Origin of the sequence: Legionella sp. PATHC035 (genome assembly GCF_026191115.1) — a bacterium.
GTDB lineage: Bacteria > Pseudomonadota > Gammaproteobacteria > Legionellales > Legionellaceae > Legionella.
In genome coordinates, this window is sequence record NZ_JAPHOT010000001.1 from 3,558,804 (window position 1) to 3,583,833 (window position 25,030).

Here is a 25,030-nt window from a genome sequence, read left to right on the forward strand (position 1 = left end):
AATGGAAAATTTGTTGATTAAAATGAAAGAGTTGTATTTTTGTTCAATTCGTTTTTATTTCTATTATTGAGTTATTTTGTTTTTCTCAGAGCGATTTGAAGATGGACGCTTGATAATAGGCCACCCATCATCCATTTTTTAAGAAAAGAAGCCGGCATACTTGATATGGATTTAAGAATATTTTTTTCTGTGTATAATACTGTGATTCTATAATATTGGGTTCCAATTATGAGTTGGTTTAAAAAATTATTGCCTTCAAGAGTGAGTACAGACTCTTCTCAAAAGAAAGGAGTTCCTGAGGGTTTATGGCTTAAATGTTCAGGTTGCAATGAAGTTCTCTATAGCACTGAATTAGAAAGAAATTTAATGGTCTGCCCATCCTGTAACTTCCATCACAGGATTTCCGCACGTGTCCGAATCCAACAATTTCTCGATGAGGGTGGTCAAGAAGAAATCGCTGCATCATTGGAACCACAAGACCGCTTAAAATTTAGGGATTCAAAAAAATATAAAGATAGAATTTCACAAGCTCAAAAAACAACTGGTGAGAAAGAAGCTTTGATCATTGTCAAAGGAACCTTGTTGCAGCAGCCTGTAGTTGTTGGTTCTTTTGAATTCAATTTTATGGGGGGCTCCATGGGAGCTACAGTAGGGGAGAAATTTGTTCGTGCAATTCAAGTCGCAACAGCAGAACAAAGACCTTATGTTTGCTTTACCGCAAGTGGCGGCGCACGAATGCAAGAAGGACTTTTTTCTTTAATGCAAATGGCTAAAACTTCAGCAGCTCTAGCGAAATTTGCTGAGCTTGGATTGCCTTTTATTGTGGTTCTGACTGATCCAACAATGGGAGGGGTTTCTGCAAGTTTTGCAAGTCTTGGTGATGTAATCATTGCTGAACCTAATGCATTAATTGGTTTTGCTGGTCCACGGGTTATTGAGCAGACCGTAAGACAAACATTACCTGAAGGGTTTCAGCGAAGTGAGTTCTTGTTAGAACATGGACATATTGACATGATTCTTGAACGGAAGGATATCCGTCCAGTCGTTGCAGAGCTGATATCTAAATTAACGCGCAAAGGCGCAGGTGATTCAGTTGCCAAAGCTATCTCATATTAGACCTCTCACAGCGTTTCAAAAGAAATCCATCGACGAGTGGTTATATGATTTAGAAACTAGAAATACACAAGAGATACAACTCGGTTTAACACGTATTATGGAAGTTGCGAAAAAATTAAGCCTGCAACTTCCAGGTTGTCCAGTTATTACTGTTGCGGGGACTAATGGAAAAGGTTCAACGGTAACATCTCTTGAGACAATTTATCATGTTGCAGGATATAAAGTAGGTGCCTATACCTCACCTCATCTTATTGAATTTAATGAACGTATTCGTGTTAATTTAACTCCCATTTCTGATGATGATTTATGCCAGGCTTTTGGTGTTATTGAAGAAATTCGTGGAGAAACTCTTCTAACTTACTTTGAAATGACTACTTTGGCTGCATTGTGGTATTTCAAAAAAATGGATTTAGATATCGTAATTCTTGAAGTTGGATTAGGGGGGCGCTTGGATGCTACTAATATCGTTGATGCGGAATTGTCTATCGTCACTACAATTGATTTTGACCATCAAGATTATTTAGGTACTACGCTTGACGCGATTGGTTATGAGAAGGCAGGGATACTCCGCCCTGGTAAACCGTTTATTTATGGGGATATTAGTCCACCTACCTCAATCATTAATGTCGCAAAGCATCTTACTGCACCCGCTTATCTTCTTGGACAACAATTTTCGATTCAAGAACAAGACTCTGTCTGGAGTCTTCATTACAACGAACATCTTAAACTTGCCTCTGTTTATGGATTGCCTAAACCTTCAATACAATTAAAATCAGCAGCAGCTGCAATTACTGCTTGTCTGTTGCTCGCAGATGATTTACCGGTGACGCATAGCCATTTTCAAGTTGCGATGCAGCGTATTTTTATTCCAGGACGTTTGCAATTGCATAAGGACACCGTGAGCACATTATTTGATGTGTCTCATAACCCTCAATCGGTAAAATTGTTAGCAGATACTTTATGCACATTAAAAAAAGCTAAAGTACATGCGGTATTCTCCGCTCTAAAAGATAAAGATATTTTGGGATTGATTCAACCATTAAAGGATTGCGTTGACTGGTGGTATCCTGCACAATTGGATAGCAAACGTGCTGCCAGTGCGGATTTGTTGCTTACATTGTTTAAGGATGCAGAAATTCCTGTGGATATTTGTTATAATAACCCACTTGTAGCTTTTGAAACTGCATTGAAGCAAGCTAAACCTGGTGACTTAATTGTTGTTTACGGGTCATTTTTTACTGTGAGTCATGTTATGGCTAATAGGAGATTCAATGAAATTAGTAATTGATGAGAAGCTAAAGCATCGTTTAGTTGGTGTGGCTGTTGTTTTATCATTAGGCGCAATTTTCCTTCCTGCGATGATGAAGAAGTCGAGCCAACGTCTTGAAAATAATTTTAGTGTCAATGTGCAGCTACCCCCTAAACCAACAACTCCTAATGTCGTAATGACTAATGAAAAGGAGATGTTTAAAACCATCAAAGTAGCCAAGATTGAAACTCCTGATTTGGGGCAAAAAGGCTCCGATCTTGGTAAGGAAGATTTTATTCAATCGATTCAAGTGGCTGATAATGCAGCCGTGCAAGCTGCTGTTCCTGTCGCTAAAGCAGCGTCACTGCCTAAGGTCGCATCCACCCCTAAAGTTGATGCAATAGCCAAACCAATTGAATTGGCATTGAATAATGCAGCAAATAACGTAGTTAAAAAACAAGTCAAAGCCATGCCCACTAAACCGGTTCGGCCTGTTGCACGAGTAGAAGTGAAGCGGAATAATAAACCGAATGTAGCAAAGGCAAATACAAAGACCACACGTCTAAATAAAAAAGATATTTATGCAGTTCAATTGGCTTCGTTTTCACAATTGAATAATGCCCAAGCATTAGTTAATAAATTACGCAGCAAGGGTTATAAAGCAAACTACATCAAATCTAATGGAAGACAAGGGGCTATTTATAAGGTCTATGCAGGACATTCACCGGTTAAAAGTGATGTGATGAAATTAAAAAATCAATTAGCAAGTGCCATGCAGTTGAATGGCTTTGTGGTTAATACCGGAGTGAGCTAATGCAAGCACAATGGGTTGATATTATTTTAATAATAGTAATTGGCTTATCCACTATAACCGGTTTACTCAGGGGATTTATTAAAGAATTCATTGCCTTAGGAGTATGGGTGCTAGCTATTTGGGCAGGTTATAACTACTCAAACGCACTTAACCCCTATCTGCAACCTTATATTCAAGATCCCTCAATTCGTAGCATGGCTGGTTTTGTTATTATTGTTCTTGGTGTTTTAATTACAGGTGGGATCACTAATGCGATACTTGGCCTCTTTTTAAGGGGTAGCGGCCTGGGGGCTATGGATAAAGTTTTAGGCGGGATGTTTGGTTTTGGTCGCGGGGTTCTTATTCTCTCCCTTGTCTTCGCGGTACTCAGTATGACCTCCTTGCCTTATCACCAATATGTTCAAACTTCCAGGGTTTATAATCAACTTTTACCTGTTATAAACTGGGTTTCTGGATACTTACCAGGACTTATTAATAAAGCGAAACAGACCGTATCGGTAAATGAGTCTTTTAAACTTATTGATATAGTCCCTGAGACTTAATGTACTCATAGACTGCTTCAGGGAGCTTGTTTTTCACATCAGCTCCCTTTTTTATTTCTTCACGAATTGACGTGGAAGAAATATCATAGTGTCCTGCATCAAATAAAAAAACTCTTCCAGCATGAGTACTTAAAAAGTCATGTTTGTCTTTAACTTCATGCTGTTCCAAAAATTTTTTCATGATTATCGGAATGGGTTGACTGGAAAACTCAGAGCGATTGATTACCAATAAGTTAGCTAAAGTGATAATTTTCTCCCATTGATACCAGTTGGGTAGTGAGATAAAAGCATCATAGCCAATAATTAAGGTGATGGATGAGTTAGGATATTCCATCCGGAAGCTTTTCAAAGTTTCGACCATATAGGATGGAGTATCTCGTTCAACTTCACGTAAATCGAGTCTAAAGTAAGGTGTTTTTTTTATGGCCAATTTAATCATTTCTATTCTTTGATTATTATTGGCGAGAGTAGGGGGTTTTATAGTTGGTGTTTTACAAGGTAAAAAAATATAGGAATCAAAATTAAAATGCTTTTGGATTACCATGCTGGCTTGTAAATGACCATTGTGTATCGGGTCAAATGTACCACCCAAAATAGCTATGCTGTGCATACGTCACCTATTAAATTTCCCATGCAGAGTGACAGAGCAGCATTTTCAAGGGAGCTCCATACCAGAGTATTAAGATTTGATTTAATCCGTTCGTCTATGGAATAACAGTATCGATGAAGTTGATTTAACATGGTCTTATTGAGTCGATTGCAACATGCTTTATAAAGATTAACACGTTGAGGCCAAATTTTAAGTTGATTGCAAGCAGTTTGAGCATCAATGTGTTGTTCCATTAAATAGGACAATTGCATGATTAAGCGTATTTCTTGACTGATTATCCACAGAACTAAAGTGGCTTCGGTCTTATTATTTGCTGCATGACGTAAAATCTGAATCGCTTTATCACTTTGACCCAGCAGACATGCCTCAACGAGTTCAAAAAGATCATGATCGCATTGATTGGATAAATGCTCTAATGCATGTTGTGCATCTACTTTACTATTGGGAGCACAAGATAAGGCTATTTTTTCAATAACTTGGGAACAGGCGAGCATATTTCCCTGGGTGTATTGATGAATTAACTCAGGAACCTGAGGGTCATAGATCATCGAGTTTTTCTTTAATTGCGCGGCTATCCAACTTTTAATTGCCTCCGAATTCAGTGGGTAAGCCACTGTGAGAATGGCCTGCTCGTGAGAAGATAACCATTGTAATTGCTTCGCAGGTATATTGGGCGCCCTAATAATAATAAAGCAACGTGAGTTTACCGAATTAAGGTATTCAGAAAGAATTTTTTTTCCAGTAGCATCTATTGATTTCTTATCATAGAAAATATTCAAGAGTACTGTCTCTGAAAATAAGGAGTAACTGTTCGCTTCTTCTTTTACAATACTCCAATCGTCCACTGATTGGATCGATATGATTTTTTCATCATAATTATGATTTTTTTTAATTGCTGATTTTATGGTTATTAACGAATCTTCCAGCAAGTAATTATCCTGCCCAATAATGACGTAGAGCGGTGCAATTTTCTTTTGTACTTGTTGAGCAAGCAATGGTTGTCTGATTTGCATGATAATTTAGCTTAAGCCTGTGTATGTGATATTGGATCAAGAAAATTGTGCGACTCACGGTAAGCGCGTAGCCTGCAAACTTTTGCCGTCATCCTAAGAGCATCGGGGGATCTCCATATTATCGCAGAGTGTTACTATAGAGAGATTCCTCGTTCCACTCGGGATGACGTGAATTGCACCCAGTCTACAATACTCCAATATCTCCTGTGGTACTGTTCTCCTCTCCAGACAAACTATTTTATCTGGGCGGAGGAGGGGGCAAATGACCAAGTCGATAAATGATTTGAGTCACTGCATCTTGCTTCATTTCTCCAATTAAAATACTTTCTTCATCTTTAGAGCCAAGAATTCGATCGTTATTTAATGTAAGTTCTCGAGAAATATTGATTTGGCCAGGAACCTCTACAACCTGACCCGCGCGTGTTTTCAAAGCAAATAATACGGTTAGGGTTAAAGTATATTGCCTAGGATTCGTGCTTGCTCCAACACTGATAATCTGTTGTTGCAGGTTTACTTCATTAATCATTAGCCAATATTGTGCACGAGAAGGATCCGGATTAACTTCAATTTTTGATCCCTCAAGTCGGGACTCGAGTATTGAGATAAATTGCTTGTCATTATTCTCAGAAATAATGGCCACATTATTAAGCCAACTCGGTGTATTGCTTATGCCGCGTAGATGAAAACCACATGCTGAGAGTAATAGAATGAGTAAAAAAGGAACGGTAGTGCGCAATGTTGAAAAGGGTCGTGTTTGTTGCTTTTGATGTCCCGCGAAGTGTTCTTGAAGACGATACGGGACATTGGAAGAAGAATCAGAATAATGAGGCTTCATTAGCTAACAACCAAGTTAATTAATTGTCTATGCGCTACAACAATTGCTTTTTTCACTGTTTTATCAACAAGAAAATCTTTTGCATGTTGTTTTGCTGCAGCAATTAAAACCTCCTCTGTCGCATCAACGCTTGCGGTAAATTGGGCTCTTAGTTTTCCATTCACCTGAACGACATAATCTACTTCATCAGTTTTTAAAGCGCCTTTATCCACCCTAGGCCAATTAGCATCAATAATTGCTTTTTCAAAGCCTAATTGTTGCCAGATGTGATGTGCAATATGTGGTGTTATAGGCGCCAATAATCGCAGCAGAATACTTAGACTGGAATGAATAAAGAATTTATCTTCTTCGGTTTGTATGGCATAAGTGGATATTTCATTAAACAGTTTCATACAGCCTGAAACTACGGTATTGAATTGATTTCGATCATAATCATGAGTTGCTTGTGCAAGAATTTGATGCACGACATGACGTGATTTTTTTAATCGGCTTTCTGCTTGTTGCCAGTTCACATGTCCATTGCCACTCAGGATGATGTCATTGACTTCAATGAACATATTTTGGTGCTGATAAGCAAAAGCCCAAATTCGTTTTAAGAAACGATGAGCACCTTCCACAGCAGTATCTGACCATTCCAGGGATTGCTCTGGCGGGGCTGCGAACATAACAAACAATCGTGCTGTATCTGCACCATATGTATCAATTAGATGGTTTGGATCGACGACATTACCTACGGATTTAGACATTTTATGTCCGTCTTTTAAAACCATGCCTTGGGTTAGTAGGGCTTTAAATGGTTCGTCCGAATTGACTAAGCCTTCATCACGCATTAATTTATGAAAAAAGCGGGCATAGAGTAGATGCATCACAGCATGTTCAATACCACCAACGTATTGATCTACAGGAGTCCAGTATTTTGCGCGATCATCAAGCATTGCGTTTTCCTGGCCTTTACATGCAAAACGGGCATAATACCAAGATGACTCAACAAAAGTATCAAAGGTATCCGTTTCACGATATGCATCCTGACCGCATTTAGGGCAGCTTACATTGACGAATTCTGGGCATTGAGCTAATGGTGAACCGGTTCCCGTAAAAGTTACATTTTCTGGAAGAACCACTGGAAGCTCCTCATCTGGAACAGGAACCGTACCGCATTGTTCGCATAAAATCATGGGAATAGGTGTTCCCCAGTACCTTTGTCTCGATACACCCCAATCGCGTAATCTGTAGTTAATCGTTGCTTTACCAGCATCATGTTCTTCAAGGTAGCTGGTTATAGTCTCTACTGCCTGAGAGGTGCTTAAGCCATCGAATTGGCCTGAATGAATCAATGTACCTTCTCCAGTATAGGCAGACGCATTGAAATCATGTTTTGCATCATTTGCCGGTTTAATGACTTGCTTGATGGGAAGTTGGTATTTACGTGCAAATTCCCAGTCTCTTTGGTCGTGTGCTGGGACTGACATTACTGCTCCCGAGCCGTATTGCATGAGTACAAAATTTGCAATCCATATAGGGAGTTCTTCACCGGTTATGGGATGGATTGCTGTCATGCCTGTAGCTACACCTCGTTTTTCCATGGTAGCAAGTTCTGCTTCAGCCATTTTGGTACCTTGGCAGCTGTCAATGAATTCTTTGACTTCTTTACGAGTACTTGCTGCTTCTTTAGCAATGGGATGATCCGTTGCTATGGCAAGATAGGTTGCGCCCATTAGGGTATCAGGCCGTGTTGTGTATATTTTTAGGCGTTTAGGATAATTAGTAACGTTAAAATGAATTTCAGTCCCTGTGGAACGACCAATCCAATTACGTTGCATTTGTTTTACTTGTGCTGGCCATTCGTCCAATGTATCCAGTGAGCTGAGTAACTCATCAGCATAAGCCGTGATTTTAATAAACCATTGAGAAATTTCTTTTCGTTCAACAAGCGCGCCAGATCGCCAGCCGCGTCCATCAACGACTTGTTCATTTGCCAAAACAGTTTGATCTACCGGATCCCAATTCACTACTGCATTTTTTTTGTAGACTAAACCTTTTTCAAATAATCGAATGAAGAACCACTGTTCCCATCGATAATATTCAGGTGAACAAGTACAAATCTCACGTCTCCAATCATAGGCATTGCCTAGACGTAAAAATTGCTTTTTCATGGACTCTATATTTTTTCTGGTCCATTCAGCCGGTGGAATTCCGTTTTTGATGGCTGCATTTTCAGCGGGCAAACCAAAAGCATCCCAACCTATTGGTTGAAGTACATTTTTGCCCAAAGCACGCTGATAACGAGCAATAACGTCTCCAATGGTATAGTTGCGAACATGCCCCATGTGCAATGTTCCACTCGGGTAGGGGAACATGGATAAACAATAAAATTTCTCTCTGTTTAGATCTTCTGAAACGTTAAATGATTGTTTTTTATGCCAATACTGTTGAGCTTGTTCCTCAACTTCTTGTGGTATATAGGTATTATCCATAGTCCAGTTTTTTAAGTGACTCTAAATCTGCTAAGGATAACTCCTCTTGTGTCTGCCAGCAATAGATTATTACTCGAATAAGCGACGAAGTTGAATAAAAAGTACAAAAATAATAAAAATCGCACAAAAAATGAGGGATGGATACTCATGCCATACAATCCAAGGAGTCAAACCCTCAGCTGGGAATATACTGCTTTGTAGGACACCAGGACTGAATGGAGGAAGACTTTCTATTATATCTCCACCTGAGTCGATGACTGACGATAGACCATCATTATTGACGACTACTTGATATCGTCCAGTAAGCAGTGAAAGGACTTGGGCCATTTGTAGTTGTTGGTAACTGGCTAATGAATGTCCAAACCAACCATTGTCACTAATTGAAACGATCCATTGGGCTTTAGGCATTTGTTCGCGCAACAGTTTGGGGTATGCAATCTCATAACAAATGAGGCTTGCTATTGGATGATTTTCAATTCGAATCAAGGATTGTTTTCTTTTTCCTGGTAATAAATTAGGTTCAGGTAAATGAAACCAATGATTGATCCTCACTAAAGGTTTGGGAATGTATTCTCCAAAAGGAACAAGTTGGCGCTTCAGTTTTTTACCTTTAGCTTGCCCAAGCGTAATGATTGCGTTGTAATAATTGGTTTCCCTATCATTGGTAGGTTGTAAAATACCTAACATCAGTGCGCTTTTTGCTTTTAATGCTTTGTTATTTAGTCTGAGTAAATATTTATCCAAATAACTTGCGGGGAGTGGTATGGCAGACTCGGGCAAAATAATTAATTGTTTTCCTAAGAGTTTATTGATTGCCTTTTCATAATACTCCAGCAGGTTCCAAAATAAGGCTTCATCCCATTTGTCGCGCATCGATAAATTGGCTTGAACAGCACCGATACTTATAGGTTCCTGTTTTATTTTTGACCATGAAATGTTTTTAAACAGCATTGGACTGATAAGAATCAGTACAATGGCAATAAGATAATGGTAACGTTTTGAGGAGTTTTGTGCCACCGCTAAGGTGATTAATGCTGAAACTAGGACACATACTAAACTGAGCCCATAAATTCCTAAAATAGGAGCAACATATTTTATTGGTGTATCAATAAGTGGTGTTCCTACTAACAACCAAGGGAAGCCAGTAAATAAAGTAGCACGGCAATATTCACTCAAACACCATAAGACACAAAATAGAACTAAAGACAACAACTTCCGGTTTTTGAGTTCAAGCACTTTATAAAGATAAGCAACTAAAGCAGGGAAGAGCGAGAGATACATAATGAAAATTAATGTAACCAATCCTGCAAGGCAATAATTCAGTTGACCGTAATCATGGATACTGACTATGACCCAAGAAACCCCAAATCCGAAATAACCCATCCCGTAAAAAAATCCTAGAGAAACGCCTTGTTTTCTAGAGCAATTTTGGAGGCTCGAATAAAGAAATGCCAAACTTAATAGTGTAAGACCTGGTATATGAAAAGGAGCAAAACCAAAGGGTGCGAGCAGACCTGCTATAAATACAAAAAAGTATTTAATAGAGCCAAGACGAATTGAGGAATTTAATGGAATAGAATTGGCTAAAGCAGTTTGCTTCATGAGTTGTAAAAAAAATATAAAAAGATAAGATAATGTAGTCCTCTAATTAGGTCAAGGATTACTAGAGTATTTTAGTAACAATTCAGATCAGCTCGCTAAAAAACCATGCTTAGCTCATTCTTTGTTCATCCTGAGATCAAATCTAGCTTTTTACCAAGATTCAAAATGTCGGGGATAACCGCACATTTTTGATCCTGGCTGAATTTGCATCTCCCGCCATCCATCCTATTTTTTCAAAACATAAGTCCCCGGTGCATCACAAAGTGGCCTTATATCCTTTGCAGGATTACCGAATTCAGGCGGCCTCTTTTTGGAGCTTGAGAGATCTACAAGCCATTTTTCCCAAGCGGGCCACCAGGAATCTTTAAAATGAGGGGCTTTTTCCAACCAAACGTCAGGTGATAAATGTTTATCATCCATCTTATGAGTAAGCATGTGATAGCTTCGCCCGGATTCACCAGGCTTATTAACAATGCCTGTATTGTGTCCTGCGTTAGTCAACACAAAGGTAATATCGCTATCAATAAAGTAATGAATTTTATAAACAGATTTCCAAGGTGCTATGTGATCTTTTATGGTGCTTACGACAAAAGTCGGTACTCTGATGTCGGCAAGATTGATGGTGTCATCAAGAATCTTAAAACGTCCTTCAACCAAGTCGTTATTTAAAAACAAACTACGTAAATACTCGCTGTGCATTTTGTAGGGCATTCGTGTGGTATCATAATCCCATGCCATTAGGTCACTGACCTCCTGCCGTTTACCCAATAAGTAATCATAAACAATACGAGACCAAATGAGATCTATAGACCTTAACATACTGAACGCACCGGCCATTTGAGATCCGTCCAGGTAGCCTTTTTCCCACATAATGTCTTCAATGTAAGTCAGTTGGTTTTCGTCAATAAATAACTGCAGTTCACCTGCATCCTGAAAATCAGTTTGGGCTGCAAACAAAGTCATTGATTTTAATCGAGCATCTCCATTTGCCGCCATTTTTGCTGCAACCATGGTTAATAAGGTTCCTCCAATACAATAACCTACTGTATGGATTTTTTCATTTGGGATAATTTGATTAATTGTATTTAATGCATCCATCACACCATGTATTGCATAATCGGAGAAATCTAAGTCACGATCCTCAGAAGTTGGATTTTTCCAGGAAATCATAAATACGGTATGTCCTTTATCGACTAAAAATTTAACCATGGAATTGTTCGGTGAAAGATCGAGTATGTAATACTTCATAATCCAGGCAGGGATGATTAGGATGGGTTCCGGATAGACAGTGGCTGTTGTCGGCTCATATTGGATAAGCTCAATTAATCGATTTCTATAAATGACTTTTCCAGGTGTTATCGCTAAGTTTTCTCCTACTTTATAGTGTTCACTACCTGCAGGCGGTAGATTATTTAGATTCCTGGTCACGTCATCAATAAAATTATTCAATCCGTTGATAAAATTCATCCCTCCTTCATTGAGTGTCGTCGTAATTACTTCAGGATTCATTGCAGGCACATTTGAGGGAGCACAGACGTCCAAAAATTGGCGGGTGACGAAATTGACAATATTTTCGTTATGCCTAGAAACCCCACGAAGATGTGTCGTGGCATCATCCCACCATTCTTCAGTTAACAAAAAAGATTGAGAATATACGTTGAATGGAAATTGAGACCATAACTCATTTTTAAAGCGATAATCTGTTTGACGCACTTCGATACAAGGGTTGCATTCATCCTGGCTCTGTTGTTGTATGTATAACAATAAATGGCCCAATTTTTTAAGTGCTTCTTTATTTAAGTTGCCTAGTTTTGCTGGTGAAAAATATAAATAGAGCAACCAATCTGCAAAAGACAGCAAGAGCGCAGCAGGTGATAACCAGTTGCTGAATCGGCTGATTGACGCATGGAATAATCGATCGTAACTAAGCCCTTCATAGTCGCCTTTTTTTTCTGATTCAGTGGATACAGGGGCTTGCATCGTTCCAACTGATTTTGGATCCTTCTTTTTTGATTTATTCATGACAAGTCCTTTTGCCAAATCTAAAAGTATTTTAAATATAGTTTTTTTCTAACATTATGCATCAAAAATTAAAATAACTCGATTTTAAAAATAGCATTTTGGAGTTTCTTGGGTATCGATTAGAGAATACTATCCAATTCCCAATATTTTGTGTAGGATGATGGCGTTTTATAATGGAGAGGGATTAAATGTATAATGTAATGATTACTGGTGCAGGGAAAATTGGTAGCTTAATCGCTTGTTTATTATCAGACAGTGGTTCTTACCAGGTCCATTTAGTTGATATAGATTTTAATGGATCAGATGTGAAAAGGCTTTTGGAAGCCGTACCTAAAATTAAAACCGTCGCTTTAGATGTTAAAGATAAGCAATCAACTCAAGCTTATATGGAAAAGCATGATATTGTGGCTGTTATTTCAAGTCTTCCCTATTTTTTAAATACCTATGTTGCTGAGGCTGCAAAAGCTGCTAAAGCACATTATTTTGATCTTACGGAAGATACAGCTGTGACAGAAGCAGTAAAAGCGATTGCTCTTGATGCAGAAACTGCCTTCGTGCCTCAATGCGGATTAGCCCCTGGATTTATCAGCATCGCAGCGAATAGTCTCATGCAGGAGTTTGAAGAGAGTTATCATGTAAAATTACGTGTAGGTGCTCTTCCACAAAATGCAAACAATGCACTTCAATATTCATTAACTTGGTCTACTGATGGAGTGATCAATGAATACGGTAACCCTTGTTATGCAATTAAATATGGAAAGGCGGTAACTCTAGCACCTTTAGAGGGATTGGAAACCATTCAAATTGATGGTTGTGAATATGAAGCGTTTAATACCTCTGGTGGTCTGGGAAGTTTGGCAGAGATGCATGCTGGTAAAGTTCAAACCATGAATTATAAAACCATGCGTTATCCAGGCCATTGTTCAAAGATGCGTCTATTAATGAACGACTTACGATTAAATCAAGATAGACCTACTTTAAAACGCATTTTAGAAAATGCTATTCCCAAAACTTATCAAGATCTTGTTATAGTTTATGTTTCTGTAGAAGGAATGAAACGTGGTGAGTTGACGGAAAAAAATTACGTGAAAAAGATTTATCCTGAGGAAATTTGTGGTTTGGAATGGTCCGCAATTCAAATAAGTACCGCTTCAGGTGTTTGCGCAGTGGTTGATTTGGTACTGGGACAATCTAACGAATATAAAGGCCTGGTATTACAAGAAAAGTTCCATTTATCTGCAGTTTTAGAAAATCGCTTTGGCCGCTATTACGCGTAACCTCAAATATCGTTGCACTGTTCCCGGGTTCACCTAGTTGTATCCGGGTTACCATGGAGATAATGAATGGATATATTAAAACGCTTGAAAATTCATGCAGTTAATCCAGGTGCCTATAGTGGCCAGGGTTGGCAAAGTGGAGTTCATGAGCATAAATTAATCTCTTATAATCCAGCAAATGGTGAAAAGCTTGCTGAAATAGCAACCTGCACTATGGATGATTATGAAGAGGTAATGACCCGTGCACAGCATGCGGCACATGAATGGAGAAAAATTCCTGCTCCAAAAAGGGGTGAAATTATAAGGCAAATTGGTCAGTCATTGCGCGAACATAAAGATGCTTTAGGTAGTTTAGTTTCATTAGAAATGGGTAAATCCAAGCAAGAAGGGGATGGTGAAGTTCAGGAAATGATTGACATTGCTGATTTTGCAGTAGGTCAGTCACGAATGCTATATGGGAATACCATGCATTCTGAACGTCCCCAACACAGAATGTATGAACAATGGCATCCGTACGGTATTGTGGGTGTTATTTCAGCATTTAACTTCCCAGTCGCAGTTTGGTCATGGAATGCTTTTCTTGCAGCCATTTGTGGTAACGTAACTGTTTGGAAACCTTCAGCAAAGACACCTTTGTGTGCTGTAGCCGTGCAGCATATTTGCAATGATGTGTTAACAGCTAATGGATGCCCTGAAATATTTAGTCTGGTCATTCCGGAAGACCATGATGTAGTAGAGACTTTCGTTAATGATACGCGCATACCTCTTATTTCATTTACCGGTTCAACAGCAGTAGGAAAGCAAGTTGCCGCAAAAGTTGCTGCCCGATTAGGTAAGACTATTTTAGAGTTAGGTGGCAATAATGCGATAATTCTTGATGAGTCAGCTGATCTTCATTTAGCAATTCCAGCGATTGTTTTTGGTGCGGTGGGTACTGCAGGACAACGATGCACTTCTACACGACGTCTGTTTGTTCATCATTCCAAATATGATTATGTTGTTGAACGGTTGCGTTTTGCTTATGAGCAGATAACAATTGGCGATCCTTTAGATAAGATCAATCTTATGGGCCCTCTTATTGATAAACAAGCCGTAGACCAATTCAATAAAGCCATCGCTCGAATCAAAGAAGCAGGTGGGCGAATTATCTCTGGTGGCGAGGCCGTTCATCGACCAGGCTTTTTTGTACAACCTACATTAGTATGTGATGTAAAAAACCATTGGGATATTGTCCAAGAAGAAACATTTGCCCCCATTTTATATGTTATGCCTTTTCAAACAATTGATGAGGCGATTGCTTTACAAAATCATGTACCACAGGGGTTATCTTCTGCCATGTTTACTCAAAATTTAAAAAATGCAGAGCATTTTTTAAGTGCTTGGGGGAGTGATTGTGGTATAGCTAACATTAACATCGGTACTTCGGGTGCTGAAATTGGCGGTGCTTTTGGTGGAGAAAAAGAAACCGGTGGTGGTCGTGAATCCGGCTCTGATTCGTGGAAAGCCTACATGCGTCGACAAACCAATACGATAAACTGGGGAAATGAACTACCTTTAGCTCAGGGTATTCGTTTTGATTTGGTTTAATAAGTAGCAACTGTGCCCGGGTTAAGCGAGGCGTAACTCGGGTAATTTAATCTGCCATGAAAACCCGGGTTGCGCCTCGCTTCGCCCAGGCTACATTTAAATAAACGAGGAAGAAAGAAATGCATGGACCTTTTTTTATAAAAAAAGTCGCAGTTCTGGGGGCTGGTGTTATGGGGGCACAGATTGCAGCGCACTGTGTTAACGCAGGCATTGAAACCTTACTTTACGATTTAGCGTCCAAAGAAGGAAACACGAATGCACTGATTGATAAAGCAATAGCTAACCTGGGGAAATTGAAACCTGCTCCGCTTGCAACTGCTCAGACTGCAGCGTTATTGCAAGCACGAAACTACGAACAACACCTGGCTGATTTATCCTCATGCGATTTAATTATTGAAGCCATTGCTGAACGATTGGATTGGAAAGAGGATTTATACAAGAGAATTTCTCCATTTTTAGCAGAACACTCTATTTTAGTGAGTAATACATCTGGTTTAAGTATTGATTCTTTGTGTTCTGTTTTACCGGAAATGCATAGAAGAAATTTTTGCGGTGTTCATTTTTTTAATCCTCCGCGTTACATGCATCTTGCCGAGCTTATTCCTGCAAAAACTACTGATAAAGAATTAGTAGATAATCTTGAAACTTGGTTGACTCGTTATTTGGGTAAAGGGGTGGTGCGCGCCAAAGATACTCCGAATTTTATTGGTAATCGAATTGGTGTATTTTCACTCTTAACGACCTTGTATCATGCTTTTGCTATGGATATGGGATTAGATGAAGTGGATGCATTAACAGGTCCTTTATTGGGAAGACCGAAGTCTGCGACTTTTCGCACCATGGATGTTGTTGGTCTAGATACCATGCAACATGTAATCAATACCATGCAACAACAGTTGCAAGATGACCCATGGCACGCTAGTTTCAAACTTCCAGAATGGCTCACTAATCTTATTAAAGAGGGGCATTTAGGACAAAAAACAGGCCAGGGTATTTATAGGAAAAATGGTAAGGTTATTGAAGTTTATGATATTAAATCGGCGACTTATCGTCCAGCTCAGCCTATGGTAAATGATGAGTTAAAAGCCATCATGAGTGAGTCTGATCCTGCTGTACGCATGAAAAAACTTATTACTTCTAATAACAAGCAAGCCCAATTCTTGGCAAACTGTTTCAGAGATTTATTCCATTATTGCGCCTATCATCTTAAGGACATTGCGGATAATGTTAGAGACGTTGATTTGGCAATACGTTGGGGTTTTGGCTGGGTGCAAGGACCATTTGAAACATGGCAATTGGCTGATTTGACTCGAATGGCACAGTATATTGACCAAGCCATAAAAGATAAATCATCTCTTAGTACAGCCGAATTACCTGGATGGCTTTTTGAAATTGATGCCTTCTATACAGAAATAGGGGCTTATTCGCCACAAGTGAATGATTATCAGCCTCGAAGCCAATTGCCTGTTTACCATCGTCAATACTTTCCTGACCGCGTTATTAAGGAAACTGCACGGCCTACACCAGTGATTTATGAAAATGAGGGAGTGCGCTTATGGAATTTTCAAGATGATGTCGCTGTAGTGAACTTTAAAAGCAAAGCGAACACAGTAGGACAGTCAGTTCTTGATGGACTGGAAGCGGCGGTTGAAATTGCAGAGAAACAATGTCGTGGTTTGATTATTTATCAACACGACGCGGCTAATTTCTGTTCGGGTGCTGACTTACGTGGTGTCCTCAATTTAATTAAAGACAACAAAATGCATGCTTTGGATGACATGATTGCGCAATTTCAACGTGTGGCTTTGCGTTTGAAGTACAGTTCTATCCCAACTGTAGCCGCATTGAGAGGACGTGCTCTTGGTGGTGGTTGCGAATTAATGATGCATTGTGATGCTGTTGTTGCTGCCTTTGAGGCTTATCCAGGACTCGTTGAATTTGGTGTAGGATTGATACCTGCTGGTGGTGGATGTAAGGAGATGGCAATGCGGGCTGCCCATCGGGCTCCAAAAGGCGATTTGATGGCAGTACTTCAGGGTTACTACCAACAAATTGCCACTGCACAAGTTGCAGGCTCAGCAGCTGATGCAATGCAGATGGGGTATTTACATAGTACAGACAGCTATGTGATGCACGCTGATGAGGTACTTAACGTGGCTTTGGCCAAGATTAATTTTATGCATGCAGCGAATTATCTGCCCCCTTTAAAGACACCATTTCAAATTGCTGGAATTGAAGGAAAAGCACGATTACAAGCAGGTTTAGTTAATTGGTTAGAAGGCGGTTTTATTTCTCAGCATGATTACTTTATTGCTACGCAATTGGCAACGGTACTTTGCGGTGGCAATCTCAATCAGAACACTTTCGTTGATGAAAACTGGATGCTTAAGTTGGAGCGAGAAGTGTTTATGAATCTTGCTGCATCACCATTAACTCAAGCACGGATTAGTCATTTATTAGAAACTGGCAAGCCGTTACGTAATTAAGGGAGATTTGAAAATGACTAATGTATATATAGTTGACGCATTACGTACTCCTGTTGGTAAAGCACCTCGCGGTGTATTTAAAAATACCTTACCTGATGATTTACTCGCTCATGTGATCAAAAATTTAATGGAGCGTTATCCCTCAGTGGATCATCAAGAGATAGGGGATGTTGTCATAGGTTGTGCCATGCCTGAGGCAGAACAAGGTATGAATGTAGCTCGTATCGCTGCATTACTTGCTGACTTACCCCAATCAGTTCCTGCCATGACAATCAATCGTTTTTGTTCTTCTGGAGTGCAAAGTATTGCTACCGTTGCAGAGACTATACGAACGGGCGACATACACTTGGCTTTAGCTGGCGGAGTTGAAAGCATGTCCATGGTCCCTTTAGGTGGAAATAAATACACAGCTAATCCCGCTATATTCAACAATGAAGATATCGCGATCGCATATGGAATGGGGATTACTGCAGAAAATGTTGCAAAACGCTGGGAAATTACTCGAGAACAACAAGATGAGTTTGCTGCTGAAAGTCATAAAAAAGCAGTAGCGGCTCAGCAGCGAGGTGATTTTAAAGCGGAAATTTGTCCCATAGAAATTACATTAAGACAGGCTGATTTAGTTAACTCGACAACCGTAGTGAAGACGAAGTGGATCAATGAGGATGAAGGGCCACGAGCAGATACGTCCTATGAAGTCATTTCCAAATTAAAACCTGTTTTTGCCGCTAGAGGAACTGTCACGGCAGGAAACAGTTCACAAACCAGTGATGGAGCAGGTATTGCTTTGCTGGCTAGTGAACACGCTGTGCGCCAATATAATTTAAAACCAATTGGACGATTGATGAGTTATGCCGTAGCGGGTGTTCCACCTGATATTATGGGAATTGGCCCCATAAAAGCGATTCCAGTGGCCTTAAAGCGAGCAGGTATTACTGTAGACCAACTCGATTGGATAGAGCTTAATGAGGCTTTTGCCGCTCAGGCCCTGGCAGTAATTAAAGAACTTGATCTTCCTCGAAATAAGGTAAATCCCTTAGGGGGGGCTATTGCCCTAGGACATCCTTTGGGCGCTACTGGGGCAATCAGAACTGCTACTTTATTGCATGGTCTCAGGAGGATTAAAGGACGATATGGAATGGTAACGATGTGTATTGGAACGGGCATGGGAGCCGCTGCAATATTTGAAGCCTTATAATCGGTTATTGTACCCGGGTTAGCATAGCGTAATCCGGGATAATCTAAGCCGCATAAACCCGGATTATGCTGTGCTGATCCGGGCTAAAAAAGCGAACAGATCCTGGCTGCAATCCTGAATAGTTATCAAAGTCACGCCTTGCTATCCTGGGTTTAGGTCACACCTTGTGAAGAAAAGATTTTTAATTAGGAAGTCGCTTAGTTTTTATCGCGGAAAATGATGCGGCCTTTAGTTAAGTCATAGGGGGTTAACTCGACTTTAACTTTATCACCAGTCAAAATTCTAATGTAATTTTTACGCATACGACCAGATATGTGGGCAGTAATAACATGTCCATTTTCTAATTCAACACGAAACATGGTGTTGGGTAGGGTATCTATAACAGTACCAGCCATTTCTATATGATCTTCTTTTGCCATAGGTCTCTCAGTGATGTACCAAATTTATAATGTTTATTATGCATGTATACTGCACTAAAATGAAGAAAATGGCAATCCAAGCATGTCAAAAATTAACTATTATGTCATTCTATAAGGACAGTTTTCCTAAAAATGATTTATTAAGATAAGTTCGAGCCTAAATTTTTATTGATGTGACTTAAATGAGGAATCATCTCTGTTATAAACACATCACCAATATAGCCCAAAAAGTGTTTTTCTTTACTCGCCTCTGCAGCGCCTGGTCTAATCAGTCCACTCAAATCAAATTTATACTCTTCTTTTTTAAGCTCGTTGATCAGCAGCTTAACTTGATCTGGGGTCGCGTTGTGTTCAAATAGACTCTCAGCGGTATTGATAAACTTTTGCATGTCTTCATCAAATTTTTTTTTATCATCCGCGTATTTTCTTTTTACCTCAAGCGTATCAGTGAAAGCGGGTTCTCTAGGTGGCCTAGGAACCTTTTTCCAACCGTCACTGGTCAAACCAAATCGGATATTTTTCACCATCTCATGCTCTTGTGAGTAATATGAAACGGTCATGAATCCTCGAACATTATCATCTTCCCTGATTAAAAATACTGATTTAGTTTCTTTTTTCTTGGCATCGTTGCTTTCCAAAATCTTATGCAATTGATCTTCTTTCATTTTTCCAAAAATAACAGGAACCTTTGACACAGTTTTTGATTCCATAGGAAAATACTCCAGGTTGTTTACTGCATTACATTATCATCTCATGAGGTTACAATCGGTTGAAATGATAATGAATGATCCGCCTTGTATAATGATAGTACAGGATTCTTGCTATTTGAAATATTAAGTCAAGGTGATATTCCATGAACCTTGCTTCGTAGGATGCTCTAATGATTGGTGCAACAGATGAAGAAATTCTTTACGTTCAATAATTTTTGCGCCTAGGCTTTGTAGATGACTGGTGGGAATTTGGCAATCAATAAAATCAAAATTCCATTTTGCCATAGTTTTGCATAAATAATAAAAAGCAATTTTTGATCCATCCGTAATTTTATGGAACATGGACTCACCAAAAAAAACGCGTCCTATGCTGAGCCCATAAAGACCTCCGACCAATTCATTTTTATACCATATTTCAAAAGAATGCGCATAACCCATTGTATGCAATTGGCTATAGGCCTCAATCATTTCTTGAGTAATCCAGGTATTATTCATACGACCAGAGCAAGTGGCACATGCCATAATGACCTCTCTAAATACAGTATCTACAGTAAAGCTAAAGGGTTTTTTTAGTGATTTTTGTAAGCTACGAGATACTTTGAATTCAGTAGGAATTAATATGAGTCTTGGATTTGGGGACCACCAAAGAATAGGTGTTCCTGGTTCGTACCAGGGAAACACTCCTTGTCGATAAGCTTGAAGTATCCGTTGAGGAGATAAATCCCCCCCAATAAATAATAAACCCTGATCATCACAAGTTTCTGGGTTTGGAAAGGAGTAGGTTTCATTATAACTCAATACAATCTCCTGGATTTATCTGGGATTTTTTCTCTCATAGGACCTTTTTGTATTCTACAATTATTATAAACAAGAATTGGAGGAAGCAATTGGATTATTTGTATAGTTTAGGAAATATTTTAATTCTTCTTAGTCTTAGCTTTAGGAAAGTGCTTATTATTCGCACAATATTTGTGCTATCTGATTTATCTTTTTTACTTTACGGAGCTTTAGCTAATGTACCTCCCGTTGCATTTTGGGCTATCGCATCATTAATTATTAATTTTGTGCAGATAGGCATTTTGTTAAGAGACATGATACCTAGGGATTTACCTTATGATTTGCAACAAATCAAAGATTTATTTTTCTCGGATATGCAAACGAGTGACTTTATTCGTTTGATTAAAATAAGCTCTAGCGGTACTTCGAGTAACAAAAAAATATTAACGAAGGGAAGCCCCGTAGAAAATCTCATGTTGATTACTAAAGGCAAAGTTTATATCGAAGTAGAGAATGGTATTCTTGAGTTAGGCCCTTATCACTTTATCGGTGAGATGAGTTATTTTAGAGATGGGAAAGCGAACACTACAATTCATGCACGAGAACCTGTAGATTATTTATATTGGCGATATTCCGATTTACAGCGCTTGCAAGAAAGAAAACCCCCTTTGTTTATGAAAATGGTTGAGGCTATGGGAAAAGATATTATTTTGAAAATGCTCAAACAACAAAAAGCCCCTGAGGCTTCATAATGAGCATAATCTGGATTTCACGCAGCGGAACTTCCCATCCCGAAAGAGCAGAGACTCCCTGTGTAACATAGTGCTGCAGCAAGGAACTCTGCGTTGCATTCGGATGACAACAAAAAACTCCGATAAGGCCTCTGAGGATCTAAATTTTTCCTAAATTCAAATCCAAATATTGTTCTGCATCAAGGGCAGCCATACAACCAAAACCTGCCGAGGTAATGGCTTGTCGATAGACATGGTCTGCCACATCGCCACAGGCAAATACACCAGGAATTGAGGTGCTAGTCGCCATTCCTTCCAGTCCTGATTTAATTACAATATAACCATTGTTCATGAGAAGCTGGTCTTTAAATAAATCGGTATTCGGTGTATGTCCTATCGCAATGAATACGCCATCGACATTTAATAATTCTTTGGTATCATTTTGTACATTCCGGATTAAAGCGCCAGTCACCTTTTTATCATCACCAATCACTTCATCAAGAGTAGAATTCCAGATAATTTTAATGTTGCCGTTGCGGGTTTTTTCAAAAAGTTTATCCTGAAGGATTTTCTCAGCTCGCAGACTGTCTCGCCGATGCACTAAAGTAACACTCGATGCAAGGTTTGATAAATAAAGTGCTTCCTCCACAGCAGTGTTTCCACCACCAATAACACAAACTGCTTTATTGCGGTAAAAAAAGCCATCGCAGGTGGCACAGGCAGAAACCCCTCGACCTTGATAAGCTGATTCGGATTCTAATCCCAGATAACGTGCAGAAGCTCCCGTTGCAATGATTAGTGCATCGCAAGTATAAGTATCGCTATCACCATGAAGAGTAAAAGGTGCTTGTGTTAAATTCGCTTTAACAATATGATCAAAAATAATTTGAGTGTCAAAGCGTTCTGCATGCTTTTGCATACGTTCCATTAGGGCAGGGCCTTGTAATCCCTCTATATCACCGGGCCAATTATCTACATCAGTAGTGGTCGTTAGCTGACCTCCTGGTTGCATTCCAGTAATTAAAACTGGATGAAGATTGGCTCTTGCGGCATAGACTGCGGCAGTATAACCTGCTGGTCCTGAACCGAGTATAATTAAGCGATGATGATTGCTGGAGCTCATTGTCTCTGCCTTCCTTAATATTTTAATATTTTGTGTTAAGATGGCGAATATTATGACAAAAACAAAGATATGAAAATACCTATGGAAAAACAACAGTCAGGAAAAAAATCAAGCGGTTCTAAAAATCATATGCCTAGCTATGTTGTAAAGCGGCTTAGCGAGGGTAGTTTTATATTAATTCTAACAAGTGCTCTTTTTGTGCTCTTGTCATTACTCACTTATAAAATCAGTGATCCTGGATTGTCACATGTTTCTCGAGCTGGAACAGTTGTTGCGAATTCGGGTGGACAAGTAGGTGCTTATATTGCGGATGCACTCTATTTTGTATTCGGATATTTTGCTTATTTGGTACCGATTGCTTTTGTTTATATTTCCTGGGCTCTATTGCACGATTTACGCGCTCTAAATCGCCTAGATAAACGTGTTTTAGTACTTCGTTCCGTTGGCTTAATGCTCATGTTCGCAGGGGGTTGTGGCTTATTAAGCCTTGAGGCAGAAATGAACCAATTGGATTCCATCCATGGTGCAGGGGGATTTATAGGACAAGCGGTTGGTGGCGGTTGGTATCAAATGCTCAATTTGCATGGCGCAAGCTTAGTTCTACTTGCTATGCTTTTGGTAGGAACGACCTGGTTGACAGGCTTGTCTTGGATAAAAGCAGTGGAGTTGATTGGTTTTTATACTTTATTCGTTGCGAATTATATTTCTAAAACGACACACAAGGCGCTATCAGTCATTAAATCACGAGTTGAACAATCCAAATCAAATGTGATCCCTAAGGCACCCAAGATACCTCGAGAAAAGCCTGCTCCTAAATTATTTAAGCCTAAAGTAGAAAAAGAGGAGCGTGCTGCTGTTCCTCCTGTTTTAATTGCGCAGGAAGTTAAGCCTGAAATTGTCAAACCGGTTAAAGAAGTAAAAGAAATCCGTATTCCCAAAGTGAGCACCGCAGGTGATTTACCGTCTTTAAGTTTGCTGGATAAAGGCCAACCTGGTAAACCTATGGGTGGATACACTCACCAAGAACTGGAGAATTTATCGCGGGAGGTTGAGCAGCACTTACTCGATTTTGGTATTCAAGCGGGTGTAGTAGCGGTGCATCCGGGGCCAGTCGTAACTCGTTTTGAATTGCAATTAGCTGCAGGTGTCAAAGTGAGTAAACTGACTGCTTTGGCTAAAGATCTCGCGCGCTCTTTATCTGTAGTATCAGTTCGTGTTGTTGAAGTCATTCCAGGTAAAACGGTTGTGGGTTTGGAGTTACCGAATCATTCACGTGAGACTGTTCGACTATCGGATGTTTTATTGGCGGATGTATACCAGCAGGCCCATTCGCCAATTACTTTGGCTTTGGGCGTGGATATTGCAGGCCACCCTGTAGTTGTTGATTTAGCTAAAATGCCTCATTTATTGGTCGCCGGGACCACGGGATCCGGTAAGTCAGTTGGTATTAATGCCATGATTTTAAGTATCTTATTTAAGGCAACTCCAGACCAGGTCCGTCTGATTATGGTTGATCCTAAAATGCTGGAGTTATCAGTTTATGATGGCATCCCCCATTTATTAACTCCTGTTGTTACTGATATGAAAGAGGCCGCTAGTGCTTTACGTTGGTGTGTAGAAGAAATGGAGCGTCGTTATCGGTTGATGGCTGCTTTGGGTGTAAGAAATTTGGCTGGTTTTAATAGTAAAATCGCAGAAGGCATTGCTAATGGCCAACCTATCCCTAATCCTCTATGGAAACCTGTTGATTCAATGGATGAAACAGCGCCAGAATTAGAACCTTTACCCCATATTGTTGTCGTAATTGATGAGCTTGCTGATATGATGATGGTCGTGGGCAAGAAAGTGGAACAGTTAATCGCTCGTATTGCTCAAAAAGCTCGCGCTGCAGGAATCCATATGATTCTTGCGACTCAAAGACCGTCGGTAGATGTTTTAACCGGGTTAATTAAATCAAATATTCCAACTCGAATGTCATTCCAAGTTTCATCAAAAATTGATTCTCGTACTATATTAGATCAACAAGGTGCTGAACAATTACTGGGACATGGGGACATGCTGTATTTAGCACCCGGAAGTGGGGCGCCTTTACGAGTTCATGGTGCTTTTGTTGATGATAAAGAAGTACATCGCATTGCTGATGATTGGCGTGCTCGTGGGGAGCCTGACTATATTGATGATATTTTGAAATTAACAGGTGATGGTAATGAGGGCGGTTCTGATGAGGACGGCCAATCTGCTGAGGATGATGATCCTCTTTATGATCAAGCGGTAGAATTCGTTATCCAAACACGGAAGGCCAGTATTTCTGCAGTACAGCGACGACTAAAAATAGGCTATAACCGGGCAGCTCGTATGGTCGAAGAAATGGAGCGAACAGGAATTGTGGGCCCATTAGATGGTGGTTATCGAGATGTCTTAGTGTCATCCGTGACGGAGGAATAA

Annotated in this window: 20 protein-coding genes; 10 read left to right on the plus strand and 10 right to left on the minus strand. The window is 39.7% G+C overall.

Going from position 1 to position 25,030, the window contains the following annotated elements:
* The first annotated feature begins 228 nt into the window (after positions 1 to 228).
* Genes accD through OQJ13_RS15465 form a run of 4 tightly spaced genes read left to right on the plus strand, consistent with a single transcriptional unit; the run spans position 229 to position 3,721 of the window.
* The gene (gene accD / locus OQJ13_RS15450) at positions 229 to 1,116 is read left to right on the plus strand and encodes an acetyl-CoA carboxylase, carboxyltransferase subunit beta (RefSeq protein ID WP_265711742.1); all 888 of its coding nucleotides are present in this window, start codon (positions 229 to 231) and stop codon (positions 1,114 to 1,116) included.
* On the plus strand, positions 1,094 to 2,404 hold the full coding sequence (gene folC, locus OQJ13_RS15455) for a bifunctional tetrahydrofolate synthase/dihydrofolate synthase (RefSeq protein ID WP_265711743.1): 1,311 nt from the start codon (positions 1,094 to 1,096) through the stop codon (positions 2,402 to 2,404). The genes accD and folC overlap by 23 nt, the downstream gene beginning before the upstream one ends.
* Entirely contained in the window at positions 2,388 to 3,179 is a 792-nt protein-coding gene (locus OQJ13_RS15460; RefSeq protein ID WP_265711744.1) for an SPOR domain-containing protein, read from the plus strand. Before folC ends, OQJ13_RS15460 begins: the two co-directional genes overlap by 17 nt.
* Positions 3,179 to 3,721, plus strand: a complete 543-nt coding sequence (locus OQJ13_RS15465) for a CvpA family protein (protein ID WP_265711745.1) — start codon at positions 3,179 to 3,181, stop codon at positions 3,719 to 3,721. Before OQJ13_RS15460 ends, OQJ13_RS15465 begins: the two co-directional genes overlap by 1 nt.
* On the opposite strand, the gene nadD is transcribed toward OQJ13_RS15465, so the two are convergent.
* From nadD to OQJ13_RS15495, 6 genes are all read right to left on the minus strand, one after another.
* Entirely contained in the window at positions 3,696 to 4,331 is a 636-nt protein-coding gene (gene nadD, locus OQJ13_RS15470; protein WP_265711746.1) for a nicotinate-nucleotide adenylyltransferase, read from the minus strand. The genes OQJ13_RS15465 and nadD overlap by 26 nt on opposite strands.
* A complete protein-coding gene (gene holA / locus OQJ13_RS15475) occupies positions 4,319 to 5,344 on the minus strand; it encodes a DNA polymerase III subunit delta (protein ID WP_265711747.1) in 1,026 nt (341 codons plus the stop codon). Before holA ends, nadD begins: the two co-directional genes overlap by 13 nt.
* Positions 5,345 to 5,582: 238 nt before the next feature.
* The gene (gene lptE / locus OQJ13_RS15480) at positions 5,583 to 6,179 is read right to left on the minus strand and encodes an LPS assembly lipoprotein LptE (RefSeq protein WP_265711748.1); all 597 of its coding nucleotides are present in this window, start codon (positions 6,177 to 6,179) and stop codon (positions 5,583 to 5,585) included.
* Positions 6,179 to 8,653: a leucine--tRNA ligase gene (leuS, locus tag OQJ13_RS15485; protein WP_265711749.1), complete on the minus strand. Its 2,475-nt coding sequence runs from the start codon at positions 8,651 to 8,653 to the stop codon at positions 6,179 to 6,181. The genes lptE and leuS overlap by 1 nt, the downstream gene beginning before the upstream one ends.
* A 69-nt stretch (positions 8,654 to 8,722) precedes the next feature.
* Complete coding sequence (gene lnt, locus OQJ13_RS15490) at positions 8,723 to 10,255, minus strand: apolipoprotein N-acyltransferase (RefSeq protein ID WP_265711750.1); 1,533 nt, start codon at positions 10,253 to 10,255, stop codon at positions 8,723 to 8,725.
* Between the two features lie 225 nt (positions 10,256 to 10,480).
* The gene (locus tag OQJ13_RS15495; protein WP_265711751.1) at positions 10,481 to 12,277 is read right to left on the minus strand and encodes a PHA/PHB synthase family protein; all 1,797 of its coding nucleotides are present in this window, start codon (positions 12,275 to 12,277) and stop codon (positions 10,481 to 10,483) included.
* A 188-nt stretch (positions 12,278 to 12,465) separates the two neighbouring features.
* On the opposite strand from OQJ13_RS15495, the gene OQJ13_RS15500 reads away from it, so the two are divergent.
* The 4 genes from OQJ13_RS15500 to OQJ13_RS15515 all read left to right on the plus strand — a co-directional run bounded on the left by OQJ13_RS15500 (position 12,466) and on the right by OQJ13_RS15515 (position 18,825).
* Positions 12,466 to 13,554 (plus strand): saccharopine dehydrogenase family protein, encoded by a 1,089-nt coding sequence (locus tag OQJ13_RS15500; RefSeq protein WP_265711752.1) that lies wholly within the window; start codon positions 12,466 to 12,468, stop codon positions 13,552 to 13,554.
* A 66-nt stretch (positions 13,555 to 13,620) separates the two neighbouring features.
* On the plus strand, positions 13,621 to 15,141 hold the full coding sequence (locus tag OQJ13_RS15505; RefSeq protein WP_265711753.1) for an aldehyde dehydrogenase family protein: 1,521 nt from the start codon (positions 13,621 to 13,623) through the stop codon (positions 15,139 to 15,141).
* A 119-nt stretch (positions 15,142 to 15,260) separates the two neighbouring features.
* Positions 15,261 to 17,627 carry a 3-hydroxyacyl-CoA dehydrogenase/enoyl-CoA hydratase family protein gene (locus OQJ13_RS15510; protein ID WP_265711754.1) on the plus strand — a complete coding sequence of 789 codons (2,367 nt, stop codon included), beginning with the start codon at positions 15,261 to 15,263 and terminating at the stop codon, positions 17,625 to 17,627.
* A 13-nt stretch (positions 17,628 to 17,640) separates the two neighbouring features.
* Positions 17,641 to 18,825: an acetyl-CoA C-acyltransferase gene (locus tag OQJ13_RS15515; RefSeq protein ID WP_265711755.1), complete on the plus strand. Its 1,185-nt coding sequence runs from the start codon at positions 17,641 to 17,643 to the stop codon at positions 18,823 to 18,825.
* A gap of 197 nt (positions 18,826 to 19,022) precedes the next feature.
* On the opposite strand, the gene infA is transcribed toward OQJ13_RS15515, so the two are convergent.
* From infA to aat, 3 genes are all read right to left on the minus strand, one after another.
* The gene (infA, locus tag OQJ13_RS15520; RefSeq protein ID WP_019233117.1) at positions 19,023 to 19,244 is read right to left on the minus strand and encodes a translation initiation factor IF-1; all 222 of its coding nucleotides are present in this window, start codon (positions 19,242 to 19,244) and stop codon (positions 19,023 to 19,025) included.
* 140 nt (positions 19,245 to 19,384) lie between these two features.
* Positions 19,385 to 19,954, minus strand: coding sequence for a hypothetical protein (locus OQJ13_RS15525; protein ID WP_265711756.1), 570 nt, complete (start codon positions 19,952 to 19,954; stop codon positions 19,385 to 19,387).
* Between the two features lie 123 nt (positions 19,955 to 20,077).
* Positions 20,078 to 20,752 carry a leucyl/phenylalanyl-tRNA--protein transferase gene (gene aat, locus OQJ13_RS15530; protein WP_265711757.1) on the minus strand — a complete coding sequence of 225 codons (675 nt, stop codon included), beginning with the start codon at positions 20,750 to 20,752 and terminating at the stop codon, positions 20,078 to 20,080.
* Between the two features lie 89 nt (positions 20,753 to 20,841).
* Between aat and OQJ13_RS15535 the strand changes: the two genes are divergently transcribed.
* Positions 20,842 to 21,483: a cyclic nucleotide-binding domain-containing protein gene (locus OQJ13_RS15535; RefSeq protein ID WP_265711758.1), complete on the plus strand. Its 642-nt coding sequence runs from the start codon at positions 20,842 to 20,844 to the stop codon at positions 21,481 to 21,483.
* A 139-nt stretch (positions 21,484 to 21,622) separates the two neighbouring features.
* Here the strand turns inward: OQJ13_RS15535 and trxB are convergent, their stop codons facing one another.
* Positions 21,623 to 22,585 (minus strand): thioredoxin-disulfide reductase, encoded by a 963-nt coding sequence (trxB, locus tag OQJ13_RS15540; RefSeq protein ID WP_265711759.1) that lies wholly within the window; start codon positions 22,583 to 22,585, stop codon positions 21,623 to 21,625.
* An 81-nt stretch (positions 22,586 to 22,666) separates the two neighbouring features.
* Between trxB and OQJ13_RS17035 the strand changes: the two genes are divergently transcribed.
* Positions 22,667 to 25,030 (plus strand): DNA translocase FtsK, encoded by a 2,364-nt coding sequence (locus tag OQJ13_RS17035; protein WP_322783747.1) that lies wholly within the window; start codon positions 22,667 to 22,669, stop codon positions 25,028 to 25,030.